Origin of the sequence: Sphingomonas hankookensis, from assembly GCF_028551275.1 — a bacterium.
GTDB lineage: Bacteria > Pseudomonadota > Alphaproteobacteria > Sphingomonadales > Sphingomonadaceae > Sphingomonas > Sphingomonas hankookensis_A.
Genome location: NZ_CP117025.1, coordinates 2,119,773 through 2,139,648, shown reverse-complemented (window position 1 = coordinate 2,139,648; position 19,876 = coordinate 2,119,773). Strand labels below are relative to the sequence as shown.

Below are 19,876 nucleotides of genomic sequence, written 5' to 3'. Positions count from 1 at the left end.
CGCTAGACGGTCCAGATCGCGACATTCCCGATCATCACCAAGGCACACACCAGCATCAGCCACCCATTGCGCCGTTCACCCCGCGCAATCATCCGCACGCCGAACACGGCCAGCAGCACCGCGACCAGCATCAGGATTGCCAACAGCGTACCCGCCGGCCCCTGCGTCATGCCGCCAACACCTTGGCATAGGCGGCGGCGTCGACATTACCGCCCGACACCAGCACCAGCGTCCCCGGTACCACCGCCACCCGCTTCGACAGGATCGCCGCCAGCGCCACCGCGCCTCCGGGCTCCACCACGGTGCGCAGATGCCGCATCGCCCAACGCTGCGCCTCCGCGATCTCGCCCTCGCTGACTGCTACCCCGGTCGCCCCGCGTCGCGACAGCACGTCGAACGTCCGCTCCGCCACCCGCATCGTCTGAAGCGCGTCGCAGGCGGTCGGCGGCGGCGCCTCGCCTACCGGCTCGATCCACCCGGCCTCCAGACTGCGCCGCATATCGTCCCAGCCCTCCGGCTCGACCGTCACCATCTCGGCATCGGGCAGCGCCAGCGCGATCCCGGCCGCCAGCCCGCCACCGCCACACGGCACGACGACCCGCGCGGGCGCCGGTAACCCCGCCGCCGCCATCTGCGCCGCCGCCTCGATCCCGGCCGATCCCTGCCCCTCGATCACCCAGGCATCGTCGAAGCTCGGCACCAGGGTCGCGCCACGCGCGTGGGCCAGATGCGCCGCAATCTTCTCGCGGCTCTCGGTCACCCGGTCATAGCGGACGACTTCCGCCCCCAGCGCCATCGTCGCCGCCAGCTTCGCCTGCGGCGCATCCGCCGGCATCACGATCGTCGCCGCAATGCTAAGCCGCTTCGCCGCCCAGGCGACGCCCTGCGCATGATTGCCCGATGAGAAGGCAACGACGCCGCGCGAGCGCGATTCGTCGCATAATGCGGTCAACCGATGCCATGCCCCGCGCAGTTTGAACGAGCCGACCGGCTGTAACGCCTCCATCTTGAAAGCGACAGCCAAGCCATTGATTTCCCTCACCATCAGCGGCGATGGCGGCAGGATTTCCGCGATCTTAGCCGCCGCATCGCGGACGCCGGCACGAGTGGGTTGTCGCATAATCGTCATAAAATGCACTTTCTGCCGCACAGACACTTTACATCAAGGTTTGCGGGTCATAGATCGCGCCTCCGCTGCCCCATGGGACTTCCAACCGCAAGGCAGCTTTTGTCACCGTATGCCGAAAGGCAATTGGAGGTCCCTTGAATTGGCCAAGCACCATAGCGCGCTGGGGCTAGCTGCCCCCTTTATCGCCCGTGACTCCTCGTTCGAGCGCGGGATCGACATTGCAGAGCGCCGACCCGTCGAACCGGTCACGCTCGTTCGCCCGCACGCCGCCGCGCGCGCAGCCCGATTCTTCGTCGAGAAGTTTCCGGGCCGCTCGATGTATGCGGTGAAGGCGAATCCGTCGCCCGACCTGCTCGGTGTCCTGTGGGACAACGGCATCGTCCACTATGACACCGCGTCGATCGGCGAGGTCCGTCTGGTGAAGGCGACGCTGCCGGACGCGACCTGCCACTTCATGCACCCGATCAAGGCGCCGGAAGCGATTGCCGAAGCCTATTTCGAGCATGGCGTGCGCACCTTCTCGCTCGACAGCATGGACGAGCTGCACAAGATCGTCGCCGCCACCGATGGCGCGACCGACCTGACGCTGTGCGTCCGGATGCGCGTGTCGTCCGAATATGCCAAGCTCTCGCTCGGATCGAAGTTCGGCGTGGCGCAGGGTGAGGCGAAGGACCTGCTGATCGCGACCCGCCAGGTCGCCGATGCGCTGGGCATCTGCTTCCATGTCGGCAGCCAGACCATGTCGCCCGACGCCTATGCCAATGCGATGGAGCGCGTCCGCGCCGCCATCGTCGAAGCGGGCGTCACCGTCGACGTGATCGATGTCGGTGGCGGCTTCCCGTCGCGCTATCCGGGCATGACCCCGCCGCCGCTGGAGCGTTTCTTCGAAACGATCCACCGCGCGTTCGAAAGCCTGCCGATCAGCTATTCGGCCGAACTCTGGGCCGAACCCGGCCGCGCGCTGTGCGCCGAATATGCGTCGGTCGTCGTCCGGGTCGAACATCGCCGGGGAGCCGAACTGTTCATCAACGACGGCGCCTATGGCTCGCTGTTCGATGCGGCACATATCGGCTGGAAATATCCGGTACAGCTGCTGCGGCAGCCGGAATCGGACGCCCGCGATATGGACTTCAGCTTCTGGGGTCCGACCTGCGACGATATCGACCAGATGCAGGGTCCGTTCCCGCTTCCGGCCGATACCCGCAGCGGCGATTATTTCGAGATCGGCATGCTCGGCGCCTATGGATCGGCCATGCGCACCGCGTTCAACGGCTTCGGCAATGGCGAAACCGTGCTGACCGACGACGAACCGATGGAGTCGATGTATATCGAACTCGATCCCGTTCCGGCGTTCGTGTCGAACAACGTCGTCAAGCTGTAACCAGCCGCTACTAACCAACCACCTCCCCCCTACCCGCACCTTGCGGGAGGGGCCGGGGGTGGGCTTTGCATGGCTTTGCCGCTATGCGACCGCCATCGGCTCCTCCCGCGTTTGTGGGCAGGAGGCCAAACCGGGTTTCCGCGTCCCCATAACGACGACGGCTTATCGATGATGATGGGACCATCATGACCGACACGACGATCAACGACACCCGCAAGGCCGAACTGCTTTCGACCACCGTCGAGCATGTCGACATCACCAAGTTCGACGCCCGCCCGATCATCGACGCCATGGGCAAGATGAGCTTCACCAGCCGCGACCTCGCGCGCGCCACCCGCATCTACAACCAGATGCTGGAGGACAAGGACTGCTCGATCTTCCTCGTGATCGCAGGCTCCACCTCGGCCGGCGGCTGCATGGACCTGTACGCCGAACTGCTGCGCTCGAACATGATCGATGGCGTCGTCGCGACCGGCGCGTCGATTGTCGACATGGATTTCTTCGAAGGGCTGGGCCACAAGCATTATCAGGCGCTGGAAATCCCCGACGACAACACGCTGCGTTCGCTCTACATCGACCGCATCTACGACACCTATATCGACGAAGAGCAGCTGCAGGATTGCGACCACACGATCGGCAAGATCGCCGACTCGCTGGAACCGAAGGCCTATTCGTCGCGCGCCTTTATCCGCGAAATGGGCAAGTATCTGTCGGAGCATGGCAAGAAGGAAAACAGCCTCGTCAAGCTCGCCTATGAGCATGACGTGCCGATCTTCTGCCCGGCCTTCGTGGACAGCTCGGCCGGCTTCGGTCTGGTCAAGCACCAGGTCGACCGTGCGAAGGAAGGCAAGCCGTACATGGTGCTCGACGCCATCGCCGACTTCCGCGAACTGACCGACATCAAGATTAAGGCGGGCACCACTGGCCTGCTGATGATCGGCGGCGGCGTACCGAAGAACTTCATCCAGGACACCGTCGTCTGCGCCGAAATCCTCGGTCACGACGATGTCGAGATGCACAAATACGCCGTGCAGATCACCGTCGCCGACGTGCGTGACGGCGCCTGCTCGTCGTCGACGCTCAAGGAAGCGGCCAGCTGGGGCAAGGTCGACACCGCGCTCGAACAGATGGTCTTTGCCGAAGCCGGATCGGTCATGCCGCTCCTCGCCTCGGACGCGTATCATCGCGGCGCGTGGAAGACCCGCGCGAAGCGCGCCTTCGGCAAGATGTTCGACTGATCCGTCGGCAAATCGCCGAAATCGAGAACGGCGAGGGAGCAATCCCTCGCCGTTTTTGTTTGCGCGCCGCAAAGGCGACCGACATGCATGTCATTCCACGAGCGCGGCAGAGCGCGACGTCGGCCCTATACCCGTCACCCCGGGCTTGACCCGGGGTGACGAGGGCGATCGCTGGATCACGCGCTCGCCCCCTACATCTTGAACCCGTACCGCGCATATTGCCGGTCGATCGTCGGGTTCATCCGCCGCGCCAGCGCCAGCTCGCCCGCCGCCTCGCCGTCGCGCTGCATCGCCTTCAGCACGGCGGCACGGACATAGCGGCTGGCCGCCATGTCCGGATTGGCCGCTAGCACGGTATCGAGATCGGCGAGCGCTTCCGGGTAGCGGCCCATCCGGTACCAGACCAACGCCCGGCTATCGAGCGCGGCCAGCGTATCGTCGCTCAGCTCGATCGCCTTCGTGCAGTCCTTCAGCGCGGTATCGAGCATGATGTTGCGCGTGCCCTTGGTCCAGCAGCGCCCGTTCAGCAGCGTCGGCGACCCCGGCTTCTCGGCGATCAGCGTATCGTAAAAGGCAACCGCCTCCTGGGGATTACCGAACTCACCCAACACGCTCGCCTTCATCTGCCGGAGAAACGGCCGCGACTCACCACCCAGCGCTATGCGTTCGTCGAGCAGCGCGACGGCACCCCTCAAATCCCCGGTTTCAGCACGGGTCTGCGCCACCTGCGCGATCGCGCCATTCGCCGCGGGATCCAGCGCGCGCGCCCGTTCGGCATCGGCCAGCGCCTTGGTCGGATCGCCCAGGTTGAACTGGGCATAAGACCGCTGGAGATACAGGTCGACTGATGGCTCCTTGGCGATCACCTTGTCCAGATCGGCCAGCGCGGCCCGGTAGTTACCGATGCCGGACTCGAACGCCGCCCGACTCTGATAGCCGCTCATTTCCTCGGGATCAGCGGCGATCGCCTTGCCGAAGATTGCGCGGATCGCCTGCACCTGGCTCGACTTCGCCAGCGTCGCGTCGTCCAGCGTCCAGCGCCGCGGCGTATCGACCGGCGCGACGACGCGCGGGATATTGGCCTTCGCCGTCGCCACCGCATCGCGCTCGACGGCGATCCGCGCCGCCGGGACTTCGGTGCCCGCCGCATCGAAGCGCTCGTCCATGGTCATCGTCCCGCCCGACAGGCGCGTGGTCCGCTTCACCACATAGCCTGCGAGCCGCTGATCGGCATCGGGCGCCCCTTCCAGCGTGAAGCCGCGCCCGCCATCGGGCAGCTTCACCTTCACATGCCGTTCCACGCCGAAAGGCGGCGGTGCGGCGACCGGGATGCTGCTCCAGTCGGGGCGGCTACGGTCGGGCGTAAAGTTGAGCTCGCCCAGCGCACCGCCGAGCGACCGCTTGCGCCGCCGGTCCTCGACGCTCCAGCTGGTGTTGACCACCCCCTTCGCCCGAACCACGACATCGCCACTCGCCGAATCGGGGGTGATCGTACCCTCGGCAAACTGCCCCTCTCCGACCGCCTGTTGCAGGATGGTCGAGATCAGCTCATGCTGTTCCTTCGGCCCGACCTGACTCTTGGCCGCCCGCAGCTGGGCCGCCATCTGGCCATGCGTCACCATCGTCACCTCGACCGGGCTGGGCAGGTCGACCGCGCCGCTTTCGTCGGCGTCGATCGTCACGCTGGCGATCGGGCGGGCATTGGGATGCGTCTCGATCCGCATCGGCGTGGCACCTGCGGCGCGGATCGGCAGGACATAACCGACGCCGGGCGTATCGCGAATGTCCGGCAGCCGCGCATTGCTGCCGGTCCCGTCGAGCCACAGCACCTCGCCACCGATCGTTGCCCGGACGAACACGTGGTTGAACGCCGCGGCGCTGGGCAACCGCTCGGGCACCGCATCGCCCAGCCCGACATTGGCGACGACCGGCTCCGCCTCGATCCCCATCGCGTGCAGCATCGCCAGCAGCATCAGCGTCTTGGCCTTGCAATCGCCGTAGCGGACTTCCCACGTCTTTGCAGGGGCTTGGGGCAGATAGTTGCCACCATCCATCCCGACCGCGAGATAGCGGATCTTGCCCTGCACCAGCTCCAGCGCGCGCTGCGCCCGGCCGAGCGGCGTCGCCTCCGCCTTCTCGATCGCCGCGACCTCGTTCGCCAGCGCGCTACCCGGCGCGATCAGGCCGTCGGTCTTGTACAGCGGGGCGAACGTCCGCGACACATCGGTCCAGTCGGCAAAGCTCGCCACCTCGATCAGCGGCGGATGGCGATAGCGCGCCGGCGCGTCCTCCGGCATGTCCTTGGGCTTGGCGAGCGGCAGCGCGAAGCTCAGTTCGGTCGTGTCGCCCTTGCGCACCGGCGTCGCCGTCACGCCATCGGCCAGCAGCTTGTATTTCGGCGCGCTGTCGTTCGACCACAGATAGCGCACCCGCCCGGCCCCGATGCGCAGCGGCAGCGCGGGCAGCGGCACGACGTCCTGTACCCGGCCCCCCAGCGCCGGATCGCGACCGGTGACCGAGAAGCGCAGGTCGAGCAGATCGCCGACCTCCAGCCCCTCGACCGCCAGCGTCGCAGTCAGGATGCCGGTCAGCTCGCGCTGCTCGAGCGCCTGTTCGCGCCGCAACACGGTGAATCTCTGCCCCTTCGCCAGCAGGTCGATCGTCTGGCCGTCACGCAGGATCGTCAGCCCATGAACGATCAGGTCGCCCTTGTCCGGCGCCCAGGGCAGCGTCAGCGTCGCCGCCTGCGACAGCATCTCGGCACTCGCGATCCGGGTGCGCTGATGGACATAGGAGGTCAGCTTGTCGCCCTCGATCCGCTTCTGGAAATCGAGCAGCACCAGCGGCGGCAGTTCATCCACCGGCCCCGCGGGCAAGGCCGGCGCCGCGCTGACCCAGGCGGGTGCCGATTGATACAGCGGCGTTTCACTGGCCCAGGCAAGCGCCGGCAACCCCGCCGCCGCCAGAGCGACCGCCTTCACCACCACGAAACGCGTCACGCAACTTCCCCCTGTTCATGCCGGCCCCCGCCGACCACCCAAGGTCTATCGCCCCGCCGCCGATTGTCGAGCGCTTTGGCGGGCGCGCGGCTTTTCCTGTGTCGATGGTGCGGTTAGGCTGACGGCAACGAACAGGGAGTGGAGCGGATGATCGACCGGCGGACCATCTTGGGTGCAACCATCGCACTACCGGTGGCGGCAAAGGCAGCGGCCCAGCCCGCCGCACGTCTCACGCCGGGCGGTGAACGCCTCACCCCCTGGCCCCCACGCGAACATTTCCGCCTGTGGCCCGCCCGCGCGCCCGGTGCCCGCACGACCCTGCCGACCTATGCCCCGTCGATGAACGGACGGCCCGAGATGCGCGAGCTATGGCTGCGCGGCGTGGCCGATCCGGTTGTCGGCGTGTTCCGCCCGGCCCGCCCCAACGGCACCGCCGTCCTCTCCATCCCCGGCGGCGGCTATGGCTTCGTCTCGATCGAGAATGAAGGGATCGACGTCGCCAAGGCACTGAACCCCGCCGGCATTACCGTCTTCGCGCTCGCCTATCGCCTGCCGGGCGAAGGCTGGGATGATGCGCAGGACGTGCCGCTGCAGGATGCGCAGCGGGCCATGCGCCTGATCCGCGCGAATGCCGCGCGCTACGGCATCGATCCGGCGAAGCTCGGCATCTGCGGCTTTTCGGCGGGCGGGCATCTCGCCGGATCGCTCACCATCGCCCATGACGACGTGGTCTATCCCCCCATCGACGCCGCCGACCGGCAGTCGGCGCGCCCGGCGTTCAGCGGCCTCGTCTATCCGGTCACCAATATCGCGGCGATGGACCGTCGCGGCTCCGGTCGACCCGAAGGCCCGATGGCGGTCTATCGCCATTACAACATCCCGGCACGGGTCACCGCACAGACCCCGCCGGTCTTCCTCGCCCATTCGGTCGACGACCCCGTCGTCCCGCTCGACCAGTCGCTCGAAATGCTCGCCGCCTGCCGCCGGGCCAAGGTCCCGGTCGAGGCGCATTTGTTCGAACGGGGCGGCCATGGCTGGGGGGCGCTGCATGCGCCGGTCGACAGCCCGCAACGCGTCTGGACCGACCTGTTCCGCCGCTGGATCGGCCAGCACGTTTAATACCACGCTACCGTCACCCCGGACTTGATCCGGGGTCCCGCTTCTCCTTGCACGCTCGGTAAAAAGCGGGCCCCGGGTCAAGCCCGGGGTGACGGTAACGAGACTACCCGAACAACCGTCGCGCACTACGCTCCAGCATCACCAGCTGCCACAGCGTCCGGCCATGCTCCGCTCGACCCGACCGATGCTCCGCCGCCAGTCGCTCGATCGCATGGGGCTCGAACCACGTCGCCAACACCGGCGACCGCGCGAGCCCCGCCGCCTCATCCGCCAACGCCCCCCGGAACCACGCGCTGACCGGGGTCACGAACCCCATTTTGGGCCGATACAGGATTTCGCGCGGCAGCCACGGCTCCAGCGCCTTCTTCATCAGCCACTTGCCCTCGCCCCCGCGCAACCGCAGCTTTGCCGGCAATGTCGCGCAGAACTCGATCAGCCGATGGTCGAGCAGCGGCTCGCGCGCCTCCAGTGCCACCGCCATGCTGGTCCGGTCGACCTTGGTCAGGATGTCACCCGGTAGCCAGTGACGGAAATCAGCATATTGCGCCCGGTCGAGTGCATCGCGCCCCGGCGCCTGCCGCATCGCCGCGACATAGCGCTCTTCCCCGCGATAGCCGCCCAGCTGCCGCGCCATCGCCTGCCCGTACAGCCCGTGCCGCACCGCCGGCGTCGTCACCCCCACCGCCTGCGCATAGGCCTCGTCACCATCCTGCGCGAGCGCCAGCAACGTCGTCTTGGCGCGGAACGGGCGCGGTGCCCAGTCGGCCTTGGGATAGACATCGCCCAGCGCCCCGAACACCGGTTCCCGCAACCCCGGCGGCAGCAGCGCACGCACCCGCTCCTCCGCCGCATGGAACTTGTACCGGCGGTACCCGGCCAGCGCCTCGTCCGCGCCATCACCCGACAGCGCGACCGTCACCCGCTCGCGTGCCAGCGCGCATACCTGATAGGTCGCCAGCGCCGACGCATCGGCAAAAGGCTCGTCGAACGCCGCGACCAGCGTGTCGATCACGCCGAAATCGTCCGACCGCACCGTCCGCACCGCATGGTCGGTCGCAAATCGCCCCGCGACCAGCCCCGCCGGCCCGCGCTCGTCATGGCCCGCTTCCTCGAACCCGATGGTGCAGGTCTGCACCGGCGACCGGCTCGCCTCCGCCATCAGCGCCACGACCGCCGACGAATCGACCCCGCCCGACAGGAACGCGCCGAGCGGCACATCGGCGACCATCCGCGACCGCACGCCCTCGCGCATCCGCTCGACCAGTTCCGCCTCGAGGTCGCGCGCGCTGCCCTTGGCCCGCTTCGAAAAGTCGACGTCCCACCACCGGACCGGCTGCGGCACGCGCCGCCCGCGCTCGATCAGGAGGAAATGCCCCGCGGGCAGCTTCTTCACACCGGCCACGATACAGGCGTCGTCGGGCACATAGCCGAGCGCCATATAATCCTCGATCGCCGCCGCATCGGGCGTCCGCCGCACCAGCGGATGGGCGAGCAGCCCTTTCAACTCCGACGCGAACGCCACCGCGCCGTCGCCCAGCTCGACATAGTGGAACGGCTTCACCCCCATCCGGTCGCGCGCGATGAACAGCGCCTGCCGCCCCGCATCATGGATGGCAAAGGCGAACATCCCGTTCAGCCGCGCCAGCATGTCCGGCCCCCATGCCGCCCAGGCATGCAGCAACACTTCCGTATCGCCCTGGGTGCGGAACACCGCGCCCTTGCCCTGCAACTCGGCCCGCAGCTCGGCGAAGTTATAGATTTCGCCGTTGAAGGTGATGACGACCTGTTCGCCCGGCAGCGCCATCGGCTGCGGACTGCCTGCGACGTCGATGATCGACAGCCGCCGATGGCCCAGCCCCACGCCCGGCGCGGTCCATACGCCCGACCCGTCGGGGCCGCGATGCGCCTGAACATCGGTCATCGCTGCGATCCGTGCCGGATCGACCGGCTTTGGCTGCACGCTATGATACAGGCCGGCGATTCCGCACATCTCAGCGCATTCCCGCTGCGCGGTCGGCGATCGCGTCGACCGGCCCCGCCGCCTTTAGGAAATCGGCGATCGCCTGTCGCGGGTCGTGCCCATCCTTGCGCGCCGATAGCAGCACGGCGACGCCGCGTTGCGGGCCGCCGAGCAGCTTCGCCTTCAGCGTCTCCCACTTCACCCGGTCAGCGCTGCCGGTCGTGATCGATCCGATGCGATACCAGGTCGCGACCTCGCGCTCGACCGGGCCGGGCGCGGCCATGCGCAGCGACGCGCTGCCGGCGATCGGCGCGGTGTCGGCGATCCGCACCCAGCGGTCATTCTCGCGGATCGCGCCTGTTCCGAACCCTACCAATTCATGTCCTTCGCCCTGCGAGCCATAGAGCGCAACGACCATGTCGACGCTGCGGCCCCTCGCATCGCCATAGCGCCCGATCAGGAAATGGTCAGCGCCCGGATAATTCGGAACCCAGGGTTCGCCATCGACCGCCACCCGCTGCCATCCGGGCACCTGCGGTAACTCGATCCGCGCCGGCAACGCCTGCGCCCGCCGGTCGACGATCCAGCCCCATGCCGCAAAGCCGACCGCGACCGCCAGCACCGCCGCTGCCGCCAGCGACCGGTCCGCCGCGCGCATCGGCATCGCAGCCACGCTCGCCACGTCGAACCACGGCGCATCGGGGTCGCGGTCGAACCAGCGCCAGCCGAGCGCCAGCACCCCCGCCATGGTCAGCGCGAAGAACACCCAGCCATAGACGATATGGTCGAACCCGGTCGCCGCCTCGACCGACGTCAGATGCGCGGCATAGATCGTTCCCGCCGCGCGCACCCCGTTGGCCAGCACCGGCACGATCAGCGCCAACGCCGTGAACGCGATCCGTCGCCGCCATGCGACGTAACACACATTGGCGACCAGCGTGCCATAAGCGACCATGGCGATGACGAACTTCGACCCTGAACAAGCCTCCGCCACTTCGAAATAGCCGTTGGGGATGGTGATGAGCACCCCGTCGACCGCCGCCGGCACACCGAGCAAATGCAGCAGCGGCATCGTCAGCGATACCGTCGCCGCTTGCAGCCACGGCTCTAGGAAATCGCCGAACGGCACGAGGAAGACCATATAGGCCAGCGGGAAGGCGATCCCGCGCGCGACGCGGGCGCCGAGCAACGCGACCACCGCCCCCTGCAACATCGCGACCAGCCCGACATGCCGGAACAGCGCCACCGCCGCCGCTTCCCCGACCAGCCAGAGCGCCCCGCCGCCCGCAACGATCGTCAGCCCGGGCCACCAAGCCTGCGGGGTCAGTTGCGCGAGCTCGCGCCGCCGCTGCCACACCAGCCAGCCGATGATCGGAGCGACGAACAGGCAATGGCCATAGGTGGTCGAATTCCACCAGATATCCGCCATATCGGCCGCGTCGCGGTGAAAGATCGCCAGCAACGCCGCCCAGATGCCGCTGAGCGCCAGCAACGCCCGCCACCACGCCGGGTCCGTCGCCGCCAGCGGCTGGTCGAGCGCAACGCTGTTCATGCCAGCCCCAGCAATTCGGCCAGCGGTGCCAATCGCGCGTCCCAGCCATAGCGCTCGATCGTCCGCGCCCGCGCCGCTCGCCCTACCGCATCGGCTGCGACGGGGTCGGACAGCAGCTCCCGAATTTCCCGTACAAACCCGGCCGCATCGCTCGCGACCCGGATCGTCCCCCGATGGTCGATCCCTTCGGCGGCGGCGGTCGATGCCACCACCGGCCGCGCCATCGCCATCGCCTCCAGCACCTTGTTCTGGATACCCCGCGCCAGCAACAGCGGCGCGACGACCACGGCGGCAGCGGCAATCCACTCGCGCACGTCCGCGACCTCGCCGGTCACGACCACCCGCTCGCTCTCTAGCGCCCGTACCGCCGCGGTCGGACTGCGCCCGACAATCGCAAAGCGCGCCTCCGGCACCAATGGCAGCACCTCGCCCGCGAACCAGCGAACCGCATCGATATTGGGCCGGTAGTCCATCTGCCCGGTAAAGACGATCAGCGGCCCCGCCTGTTCGACCGGCACGACGCCCGCCGGATCGAAAAAGCCGGTGTCGATCCCATTCTCGATCGCGACCACGCGCTCCGCGCCCGACATCCGCCGGAACAGATCGGCCTCCGCCTCGCTCACCAGCAGCGACGCCCGCGCCCGCCCCGCCACGTCACGTTCGAACGCCGCCAGCTTGCTTGCCTCGCGCCGCATCATCCAGCGCATCGGCCCATGCGCATCATCGGCATAAGCCGCGAACTTGGCCGAATCCATGTCGACGAAATCCATCACGAACGGCACGTCCGCCGGCACATACTGCGCCATCTGCCCCGAATAGACATAGACGGCATCATAGCGCCGCTCGGCCAGCAACTCCGCCACCGCGCCCCGCATCGCCGCGCTGTCGAACGCCGCCTCCGACACGGTCCGCCCGCCCGCCAGCGCCTCAATCGCTGCAAGCGCATTGCCCTTCGTCCGCCGCAACACCCGCACGCTCGCACACCACTGCCCCAGCGCCGCCTCATGCCCCATGTCGCGCGGATCGTCGGCAAAGGTCGCCAGATGCACCCGCCCCAACCCGCTGAAATGCCGCAGCACATGATGGCTGCGCACCTTGTCGCCACGATCGGGGGGATAGGGAACGCGGTGGGCGAGGAACAGGATGTCGCTCACCCCAGCCCCTTCGCGATGAACGGCCCGACGCGATTGGCGACCGCGACCGGCAACTTCTGCCACGCCGCGATCTTCAGCCGGTATTTGGGGTTGAGCGGGCTGGCATCGCGTGGGCGCTCGCCATCGGCCGTCCATGTCGGATAGCCCAGCGGCGTGCCGACGAAACCCCAGTTCTTCTTGTACGCCGCCGGCCCGGTTCCGACCTTCGACCGCCCGAAATCGAACGCTGTGCAGCCCCTGGCCCGCGCATGCCGCATCAGCTCGAAATACATCCGCTCATTGGCCCGCAGACCCCGCGCCGCCGCCGTACCGCCACCCCAATAGGGATAGACCGTGCCCCGCCAATAGACCGACAGCACGCTCGCCACCGCCACGCCGCCATGCCGCACGGTCAGCACATCGGCGTCGTCCCCGAACCGCCGCACAACCTCCGCGAACAGCGACCGCGGAAACACCGGCGTACCGAGATTACGCACTGACGTCCCATAAACATGGAAATGCTCCGCCAGCGCCGCCCGGTCGCGCCCGATGGCGATCTCGAACGGCTCGGCCAGCGCCTTGCGCACATCGGCGCGCTGCTTGCGCGGGATCGCCAGCAATTCGGCATCGTCGTCGTTCGCCAGCGGCCGGACGAACCCGACATAGCGGCTATCGTCCCACGTCCACCCCGCCCCGTCGATCGGCACGCCGCCGCGCATCTCGATCGTCGGACAGCGCAGCTCCCGCGCCATCTCGACCGCCGCCGCCGCCAGCGCCGCGCCCGCCGCCGGGTCGCTCGCCAGCACCCCGCCGCCGACCCCGAACCCGGTCGACACCAACGCCGCCCCGAACAAGGGCGAACGGACATGGGTCAACGGCACGACGCCCTTGAGCACCCCGCCATCCTCGGCCAGCAGCATCCGGTAATCCTGCCCGCACCCCGCCGCCGTCGCCTCACCCCAGACCGGCAGGTGGAACGGCGTGCCGTCGGGATGCTCACCCACGAACGTCTCGATCCGGGTGCGCTCGCCCGCATCGGCCAGATCGGCCCGCCGTACCGCGATCACAGCGCGCCCGCGCGCTCGGCGACGATCCGGTCGGCCCGGCCCCAGTCATGGTTCGCCATCAACCGTTCGAGCTTGCCCGCCATCGCCCCCAGCCGCGAATAATGCCGCAGCTTCGACTTCAACGGCGCGTTCTTCACCCGCGGCTGGCCGGGATCGATCTCCCAGGGATGGAAATAGAACATCGCCGGATGGGCGTCGGCCTGGTTGCTCCGCACCACCGCATCCTCGACCACCCGGTTCGGCAACAGGCGAAAGAACCCGCCCCCCGCCGACACTTCGCGCCCCAGCACCTTGGCCAGTGTGATCGGCCATTCGATCAGGTCGCTGCCCGCAACCGGCCGGTGCAGCACGCGCGGCGCATCCTTCCAGCCATAATGGTCATGGGTCAGCGGCGCGACCGACGACGAATAGGCATAGCCCGCCTCCGCCAGCACGGCATGCGCCCATGGCGTCCGCCGGTCGATCGAAAAGCTCGGCGCGCGATATCCGGTCACCGCCTGTCCGCCCGCATCCTCCAGCGCCGCCTTCGCCCGTGCCAGATCGTGCCGGAATTCGTCGGCGGTCATCGTGAAGACGCGCTTGTGATCCCAGCCATGGCTCGCCAGCTCATGCCCGCCGGCCACGATGCGCTGCATCAGCGCCGGAAAGCGATGCGCGACCCAGCCGAGCGTGAAGAACGTCGCCGTCACCCCGCCGGCGGCGAACAGGTCGAGCACCGCATCGGTATTCGCCTCCACCCGGCATTCGAGCGTGTCCCAGTCGCCCCGGTCGATGACCGTTTCGAACGCCCCGACCTGGAACCAGTCCTCGACATCGACCGACATCGCGTTGCGCATGGGGTGCGTCAGCCGGCGGCGCGGATCGACGACAGGTCGGGACGGCGTTGTTCGCCCTCGACCCAGTCGACCAGCAGGGTCAGCACCCGGCGCAGCGCCGCATCCTGTTCCTCCAACCGTTCCTCCAGCGCCGCGATCCGCGCGACCAGCGCGTCGCGATCCGCCGCATCGACCGGGGCTGCCACCGGGGCCGCCGCAGCCGGCGCTTCCTCGACGATCGGCGTCGGCCAACCGGCGACATCGACCACCGACAGGTGGATCGGGCGCGGCGGCATCGGCGGCGGTGGCGGGGTCATCGGCAACGGATCGGCATCGACGACCGGGGTCGCCTCGGCCACCGGCGCCGCCTCCGCCCGCACGGGCGCGGCGGATTCGGGCGCATGGGTCCCCATCCCGTCACCGTCGAGATCCGCGATCACCTGTTCGATGTCGAGCGACCCGAACCGCTCGATCCCCTCGATCGCGCCGTACAGCAGCACCCGCCCGGCGAGCTGGTTCAACCGCCGCGGCACGCCGCCCGACCAGTGGTGCAGCGCCGCCAGCGCATCCATGCTGAAACTGGGCGAACCATTCCACCCGACGATGCCGAGGCGGTGTTCCAGATACGGCCCGACCTCCTCGACGCCCATCGGCTCCAGATGGTGCATCGCGATCACCCGCTGGCGCAGCTGCTCCAGCCGGTCCGACCCGTGCAGCCGCTGGCGGAACTCCGGCTGGCCCAGCAGGAAGATCTGCAACAGCGCATAGCCGCCCGCCTGGAAATTCGACAGCATCCGCAATTCTTCGATCGATCCGACCGGCAGCGACTGCGCCTCGTCGATCACCAGCAACGTGCGCCGCCCCGACCGCGCGACATTGTGCAGGCCCCGCTCGATCGCTTCGAGCAGCTGCGCCTTGGTCAATCCATGGTGATCGACATCCAGCCCCGCCGCGACCAGCCGCAGCAGGTCGTCCGCCTCGATCTGGGTCGTGACGATGCGGATGACGTTCAACCGCTCCGGATCGATCGTCTGCATCAGGTGGCCGAGCAGCGTCGTCTTGCCGGTGCCCGGATCGCCGGTAATGACGATGAAGCCTTCGCCCTGGCTCAACCCGTAGCCGAGATACGCCATCGCCTTGCGGTGCGTCGCCGTGTCGAACCAGAAGGCCGGATCGGGCGTCAACTGGAACGGGCGACCGGTCAGGCCATAATGATCGTCGTACATCATCGTCTCCAATGGCGGGACCGTAGCCGCCAATCGGTTGAATGTTCGTTTATAATCCGGCGAATTTACCCTGTTCCGTTCCCGGCCGGTAGGGGTGCACGACTGCTCGAACGACGTCGGCGAAAGGCACGCCCACCTATCCCCCCGTCACCCCGGGCTTGACCCGGGGTGACGATACGATCACGGCGGCGGCGGCCCGTTAGAAACGGAACCCGACCGCCAGCAACGCCTGCGCGATCAGGTCCGACTGGCTCCGCTCCACGTCGAACCCGTACACCCCGGCGGTCAGGCTGCCATAGGCCCGCCCGAAGCTGCGATAATAGCCGCCCTGCGCACCGCCGCCCCATGCGTCCAGCCCGCCTTCGATCCCGCTGGCGAAATAGTTCGCATACAGGTCCGCACTGACCGACGACCGGCTGTCGAGCGCCCATTGGCCGAAGCCCTGGACATAATAGCTCTCGTCGCGCGTGCGATAGATGACCGCGCCCGGCACCGGCGGGATATAATAGGCCCGGCTGGCATAGCCCGCGCCCAGCCCCAGCCGCGTCGGACCGCGCGTGATCGAATAGACCGCATCGATGCCCCGCGCGCGGAAGGTCGCCGCGCTGACCGACTGGAATACCGGGGTGAGGCATCCGCCGGCATTGGACGCGCCCTCCGGCGTCACGCCTCCGCCGAACACGCACCCGCCATAACGCGCACCGAACGGGTCCTCGCCCCCGATATAGTTGATCGGCAGCTGCGACAGCGATCCGGTCAGCTGCCGCCCGAACGTCGTCACGCTGTCGTAAACACCGACCTGCAATGCCGATGCCGGGCTGACCTGCCATTGCAGCGACCCAGTGTAGCTCATCGACCCGTAGCGCCGCCCCAGCCGCGCCTCCAGCGCGGTGCGGGGGCTGGGCCGCCACAATACGCCCGCGTCCCAGATGATGCCGTCGGTGTCATAGGCGATGCGCGGCGCCGACGCCGGATCGGTCACGAACCGCCCTGCGCCATCGACAACCGGAATATTCTGCGCATCGAGCAGCGGGTCGCGCTGCGTCACCTCGATCTTTTCGTAGCCGACGCCACCGACCGCCGCCAGCGTCCGCGTGATCGGCAGCACCGCATCGACCCGGCCGTACGCGCCCTCGAACTTCTGGTCGAGCTGCCCCGCATCCTCACGCAGCCACGCCCCCGACACGGTGAAGCCGATCGGCAGCAGCGTGCCCGCGCGGGTGCCGGCGCTGCCCATCACCAGATGGCTGGTCGCCTCGTCATAATAATCCAGCCGCCGCTGCCCCGGCGCCAGATCGACCACGCCCGGCGTCTCCGCCTTCACATAACCGAATTGATAGGTGCCGTTGACCGCGAACGGGCCGACGCGCGTGTTGACGCTCGGCCCGGCATAGAGGCCATAAACCTGCGCGGTATTGACGTTGCTCGCATTGACCAGCGGTCCGAACCCGCCGCCGCGCGTATCGCCCTGCGCCCGCGTGGCGATCGCGCCGCCTTCCAGGTTCAGCCAGCGGGTAATCTGCACATTGGCCCGCGCCAGGCCCGAATGGACGTCGCCATTGCCGAAATCGTCGCCCCAGTCGATCAGCCGCTGATACTGGTAATTGGCCTGGACCTGCACCCGCTGCGTCGTGATCGTCGCATCGACCCCGGCGGTCAGCTGGGTATAGGTCACCACATCGCCGTCGTTCAGATCGGCGAGCAGCACCTGCCCCGCCTCGATATAGGGCGACACCTCGACCCGCTGCGCCAGCGCCGGGCTTGCCGACGCTGCGACCACGACCGGCAGGGCGAGCCAGCGCATCATTCCTTATCCTGCCCGTAATAGCCGAACCGCGCCCCTTCCGCCCGGTACGTCGTCGCGTTCAGCAGCAGCTGGATATCGTCGCACCCGTCGAGCAGCGCCACCGCCTCGCGCAGGTCCGATTCGCTGCTGCGATCGGCGCGGACCACCAGCACCGTCTGCCCGACCAGCGACGCCAGCACCGCGGCCGGCGACGCGGCGAGCGCGGGGGGCGAATCGAAGATGACGATCCGGTCGGGATCGGCGCTCAGCAGCCGCTCCAGCACGTCCTGCGCATGGTCGCTACGCAGCAACTCGGTATCGGCGTTCGTCCGCTTGCCCGCCGGCAGCACCGACAGCTGCGGCACGTCGGTCGGGATCACCAGCGCCTCGACATCGATCGCCGGATCGCCCAGCGCGTCGAGCAGCCCCTGTCCGCTCGCGGCGATGCCCAGCCGGTCGAGAATGTCGGGCTTCGGGAAATCGGCATCGACCAGCAGGATCTGCAAATCGCGCTCCGCCGCCAGCGACAGGGCGAGGTTGATCGCACAGAAGGTCTTGCCGTCGCCCGGCTGCGCCGAACACACCAGCACCATGCGCGCCGCCTGCGGGTCGCGCTTCTCGATATCGGCGGCGGTGGTCAGCAGCTGGCGCTTCACCAGCCGGAATTCCTCGGCCAGCGCCGTCACCGGACCACCGGGCACCAGCATCCCCGCCTCGGCCAGCCGTTCGCGATCGATCCGCGCTGGATCGAACGGACGGATGCGTGCCGGCGGCATCTTGCGCGCGGCAGGCTTCGCCGCGACCGGCGGCGGTGGGGGAGGCAGGTCGGGCATGGCGACCGGCGGCAGTTCGGGCTTCGGCCCCAGCTGCCAACGATCCGCCGCGCGCTCCAGCAACGATGCGCGCATGGCCCGGTGCGATTGGTCGTTCACCTTGTCATCCCCACTCACGCCACCAGCCCGCGCTGGGCGAATTCCAGCCCCAGCAACAGCACGAATGCCGCGACCAGCGCGCCCGCGCCACCCGCAAACAGCTTCAGGCGCCGCTTGCGTGTCTCCCGGACCGCATCGGTCACGACCTCGCCGATCGACCCCAGCACCGGCATCCCGCTGATCTTTTCCAGCTTCTGTGCGGTGGCAAAGCTGGTCCTCACCCGGCTGAGCGCAAAGGCGATGCCGACGCCCGCGCCGATCCCGACCACCAGCACGCCCAGCAGCAGCAGCGGCCGGTTGGGTGCGGTCGGTTTGCTCGGCTGGGTCGGGGGATCGATCACGTTGAACTTCAGCGCATCGGTATCGGTCTGCACGCTGCTGCGCAGCCGCACTTCCTCACGGTCCTGGAACAGCGCGTCATATTGTTGTTTCAGCGACGCGATATCGCGGTCCAGCTGCGACTGCTGCGCCGCCGCCTGCGGGTCGGCCGCGATCTTCGCCTGCAGTCCGTTCAGCTGGCTTTCGATCTGGCTCTTGCGCTGCTGCAGCTCGGCCACCCGCGCCTGCCGGTCGGCCTGGGTCGCGCGCAGTTGCAGGTAGAACGGGTTGGGCGACGCCGCCGTGCCGCCGCTGACGCCGCCACCCTCGCCCCGCGCCGCCGCTCGCGCAGAAGCCAGCTGGCGATTGAGCGCCACCATATCGGGATGCTGATCGGTCCAGCCGCGGCTGCGCCCCTCGGCGATCTGACCCTCGATCGCATTCAGCCGCGCCCGCGCCGGCCCGACCATCGCCGTCCCCGCCGTCCCCGGCAGCGTCGCCGCCGTCCCCGCCATCTGCGCATTGGCCGCATTCAGGCTCGACTGCGCCGCCGCCAGATCGCCGTCGATCTGCGCCAGCTCGCTGCGCGCATTCGACATGCGGTCGTCGAGCGACCCGGTGCCCGGCAGCATCGCCATATATTGCGCCTGGAACGCCTGCCGCCGCGCCTCGGCATCGGCCAGCTGCTTCTGCCGCTGCGATAGCTGCTGGTCGAGGAAGCGCAGCGACTGCACCGTCGCGTCGCGGTCGCTGGCCAGGTTGTCCTGCACGAAGATGTCGATCATCTTCTGCACGACCTCGCGCGCGACCTTCGGATTGCCCGACGTCGCCGAAATCTCGAACAGATTGTCCTGCTGCTGCGTCAGCTTGATCGCATTCTGCAACGACGCGATCCGGTCGCCCACGTCCCGGTCATTGGCGACCGTCTCGTTCAGCGACGTGCCCCGCACCACCTTTTCGAGGTTCACGGCGGACGTCAGCGTCTGGCGGATGCGGTCGATATTCTTCGCCTGATCGTTCTGAGCGACCGCCGCCTCGGCACCGGGCAACACCTGCCGCATCTGCACCATGACCCGCGCGGTCGACTGATAGCTGTTGGGAATCTGGCTCACCGCCAGCCATCCGCCCAGGCACACCACCCACGCCACCGCCAGCGCGATCCAGCGCCGCTGCCAGATCGCGTGGAGGATCAGCTTCAGCTCGTCGTACAGCCCGTCCATC

15 protein-coding genes are annotated in these 19,876 nt (G+C 68.2%); 3 read left to right on the top strand and 12 right to left on the bottom strand.

What is annotated here, in order from left to right:
- Positions 1 to 2: 2 nt before the first annotated feature.
- Together PPZ50_RS10175 and PPZ50_RS10170 are read right to left on the bottom strand one after the other, a co-directional pair.
- A complete protein-coding gene (locus tag PPZ50_RS10175; RefSeq protein WP_164523814.1) occupies positions 3 to 170 on the bottom strand; it encodes a hypothetical protein in 168 nt (55 codons plus the stop codon).
- Positions 167 to 1,129, bottom strand: a complete 963-nt coding sequence (locus PPZ50_RS10170) for a threonine ammonia-lyase (protein ID WP_066687666.1) — start codon at positions 1,127 to 1,129, stop codon at positions 167 to 169. Before PPZ50_RS10170 ends, PPZ50_RS10175 begins: the two co-directional genes overlap by 4 nt.
- A gap of 139 nt (positions 1,130 to 1,268) precedes the next feature.
- Between PPZ50_RS10170 and PPZ50_RS10165 the strand changes: the two genes are divergently transcribed.
- The gene (locus tag PPZ50_RS10165) at positions 1,269 to 2,510 is read left to right on the top strand and encodes a type III PLP-dependent enzyme (RefSeq protein WP_084401221.1); all 1,242 of its coding nucleotides are present in this window, start codon (positions 1,269 to 1,271) and stop codon (positions 2,508 to 2,510) included.
- 185 nt (positions 2,511 to 2,695) lie between these two features.
- Positions 2,696 to 3,748, top strand: coding sequence for a 1,9-bis(guanidino)-5-aza-nonane synthase (locus PPZ50_RS10160; protein ID WP_066687661.1), 1,053 nt, complete (start codon positions 2,696 to 2,698; stop codon positions 3,746 to 3,748).
- A 191-nt stretch (positions 3,749 to 3,939) separates the two neighbouring features.
- On the opposite strand, the gene PPZ50_RS10155 is transcribed toward PPZ50_RS10160, so the two are convergent.
- Positions 3,940 to 6,747, bottom strand: a complete 2,808-nt coding sequence (locus PPZ50_RS10155) for a DUF3857 domain-containing protein (RefSeq protein ID WP_232307831.1) — start codon at positions 6,745 to 6,747, stop codon at positions 3,940 to 3,942.
- Positions 6,748 to 6,894: 147 nt separating this feature from the next.
- On the opposite strand from PPZ50_RS10155, the gene PPZ50_RS10150 reads away from it, so the two are divergent.
- Complete coding sequence (locus PPZ50_RS10150; RefSeq protein ID WP_066688098.1) at positions 6,895 to 7,866, top strand: alpha/beta hydrolase; 972 nt, start codon at positions 6,895 to 6,897, stop codon at positions 7,864 to 7,866.
- A 103-nt stretch (positions 7,867 to 7,969) separates the two neighbouring features.
- Here PPZ50_RS10150 and PPZ50_RS10145 read toward each other — a convergent pair whose 3' ends face one another.
- The 9 genes from PPZ50_RS10145 to PPZ50_RS10105 form a co-directional block, all read right to left on the bottom strand.
- Positions 7,970 to 9,856, bottom strand: coding sequence for an XrtA/PEP-CTERM system amidotransferase (locus tag PPZ50_RS10145; protein ID WP_066687659.1), 1,887 nt, complete (start codon positions 9,854 to 9,856; stop codon positions 7,970 to 7,972).
- 1 nt (position 9,857) lies between these two features.
- The gene (gene xrtA / locus PPZ50_RS10140) at positions 9,858 to 11,378 is read right to left on the bottom strand and encodes an exosortase A (protein WP_066687657.1); all 1,521 of its coding nucleotides are present in this window, start codon (positions 11,376 to 11,378) and stop codon (positions 9,858 to 9,860) included.
- Complete coding sequence (locus tag PPZ50_RS10135) at positions 11,375 to 12,532, bottom strand: TIGR03087 family PEP-CTERM/XrtA system glycosyltransferase (RefSeq protein ID WP_066687655.1); 1,158 nt, start codon at positions 12,530 to 12,532, stop codon at positions 11,375 to 11,377. The genes xrtA and PPZ50_RS10135 overlap by 4 nt, the downstream gene beginning before the upstream one ends.
- The gene (locus PPZ50_RS10130; protein ID WP_066687652.1) at positions 12,529 to 13,578 is read right to left on the bottom strand and encodes a FemAB family XrtA/PEP-CTERM system-associated protein; all 1,050 of its coding nucleotides are present in this window, start codon (positions 13,576 to 13,578) and stop codon (positions 12,529 to 12,531) included. Before PPZ50_RS10130 ends, PPZ50_RS10135 begins: the two co-directional genes overlap by 4 nt.
- Complete coding sequence (locus PPZ50_RS10125; protein ID WP_066687649.1) at positions 13,575 to 14,414, bottom strand: XrtA system polysaccharide deacetylase; 840 nt, start codon at positions 14,412 to 14,414, stop codon at positions 13,575 to 13,577. The genes PPZ50_RS10130 and PPZ50_RS10125 overlap by 4 nt, the downstream gene beginning before the upstream one ends.
- Positions 14,415 to 14,422: 8 nt before the next feature.
- Positions 14,423 to 15,619 (bottom strand): AAA family ATPase, encoded by a 1,197-nt coding sequence (locus PPZ50_RS10120; protein ID WP_066688096.1) that lies wholly within the window; start codon positions 15,617 to 15,619, stop codon positions 14,423 to 14,425.
- 199 nt (positions 15,620 to 15,818) lie between these two features.
- On the bottom strand, positions 15,819 to 17,426 hold the full coding sequence (locus tag PPZ50_RS10115; RefSeq protein WP_066687647.1) for a hypothetical protein: 1,608 nt from the start codon (positions 17,424 to 17,426) through the stop codon (positions 15,819 to 15,821).
- A complete protein-coding gene (locus PPZ50_RS10110; protein WP_066687645.1) occupies positions 17,423 to 18,313 on the bottom strand; it encodes an AAA family ATPase in 891 nt (296 codons plus the stop codon). Before PPZ50_RS10110 ends, PPZ50_RS10115 begins: the two co-directional genes overlap by 4 nt.
- 38 nt (positions 18,314 to 18,351) lie before the next feature.
- Complete coding sequence (locus tag PPZ50_RS10105; RefSeq protein ID WP_066687644.1) at positions 18,352 to 19,875, bottom strand: XrtA system polysaccharide chain length determinant; 1,524 nt, start codon at positions 19,873 to 19,875, stop codon at positions 18,352 to 18,354.
- Position 19,876: the final 1 nt, after the last annotated feature.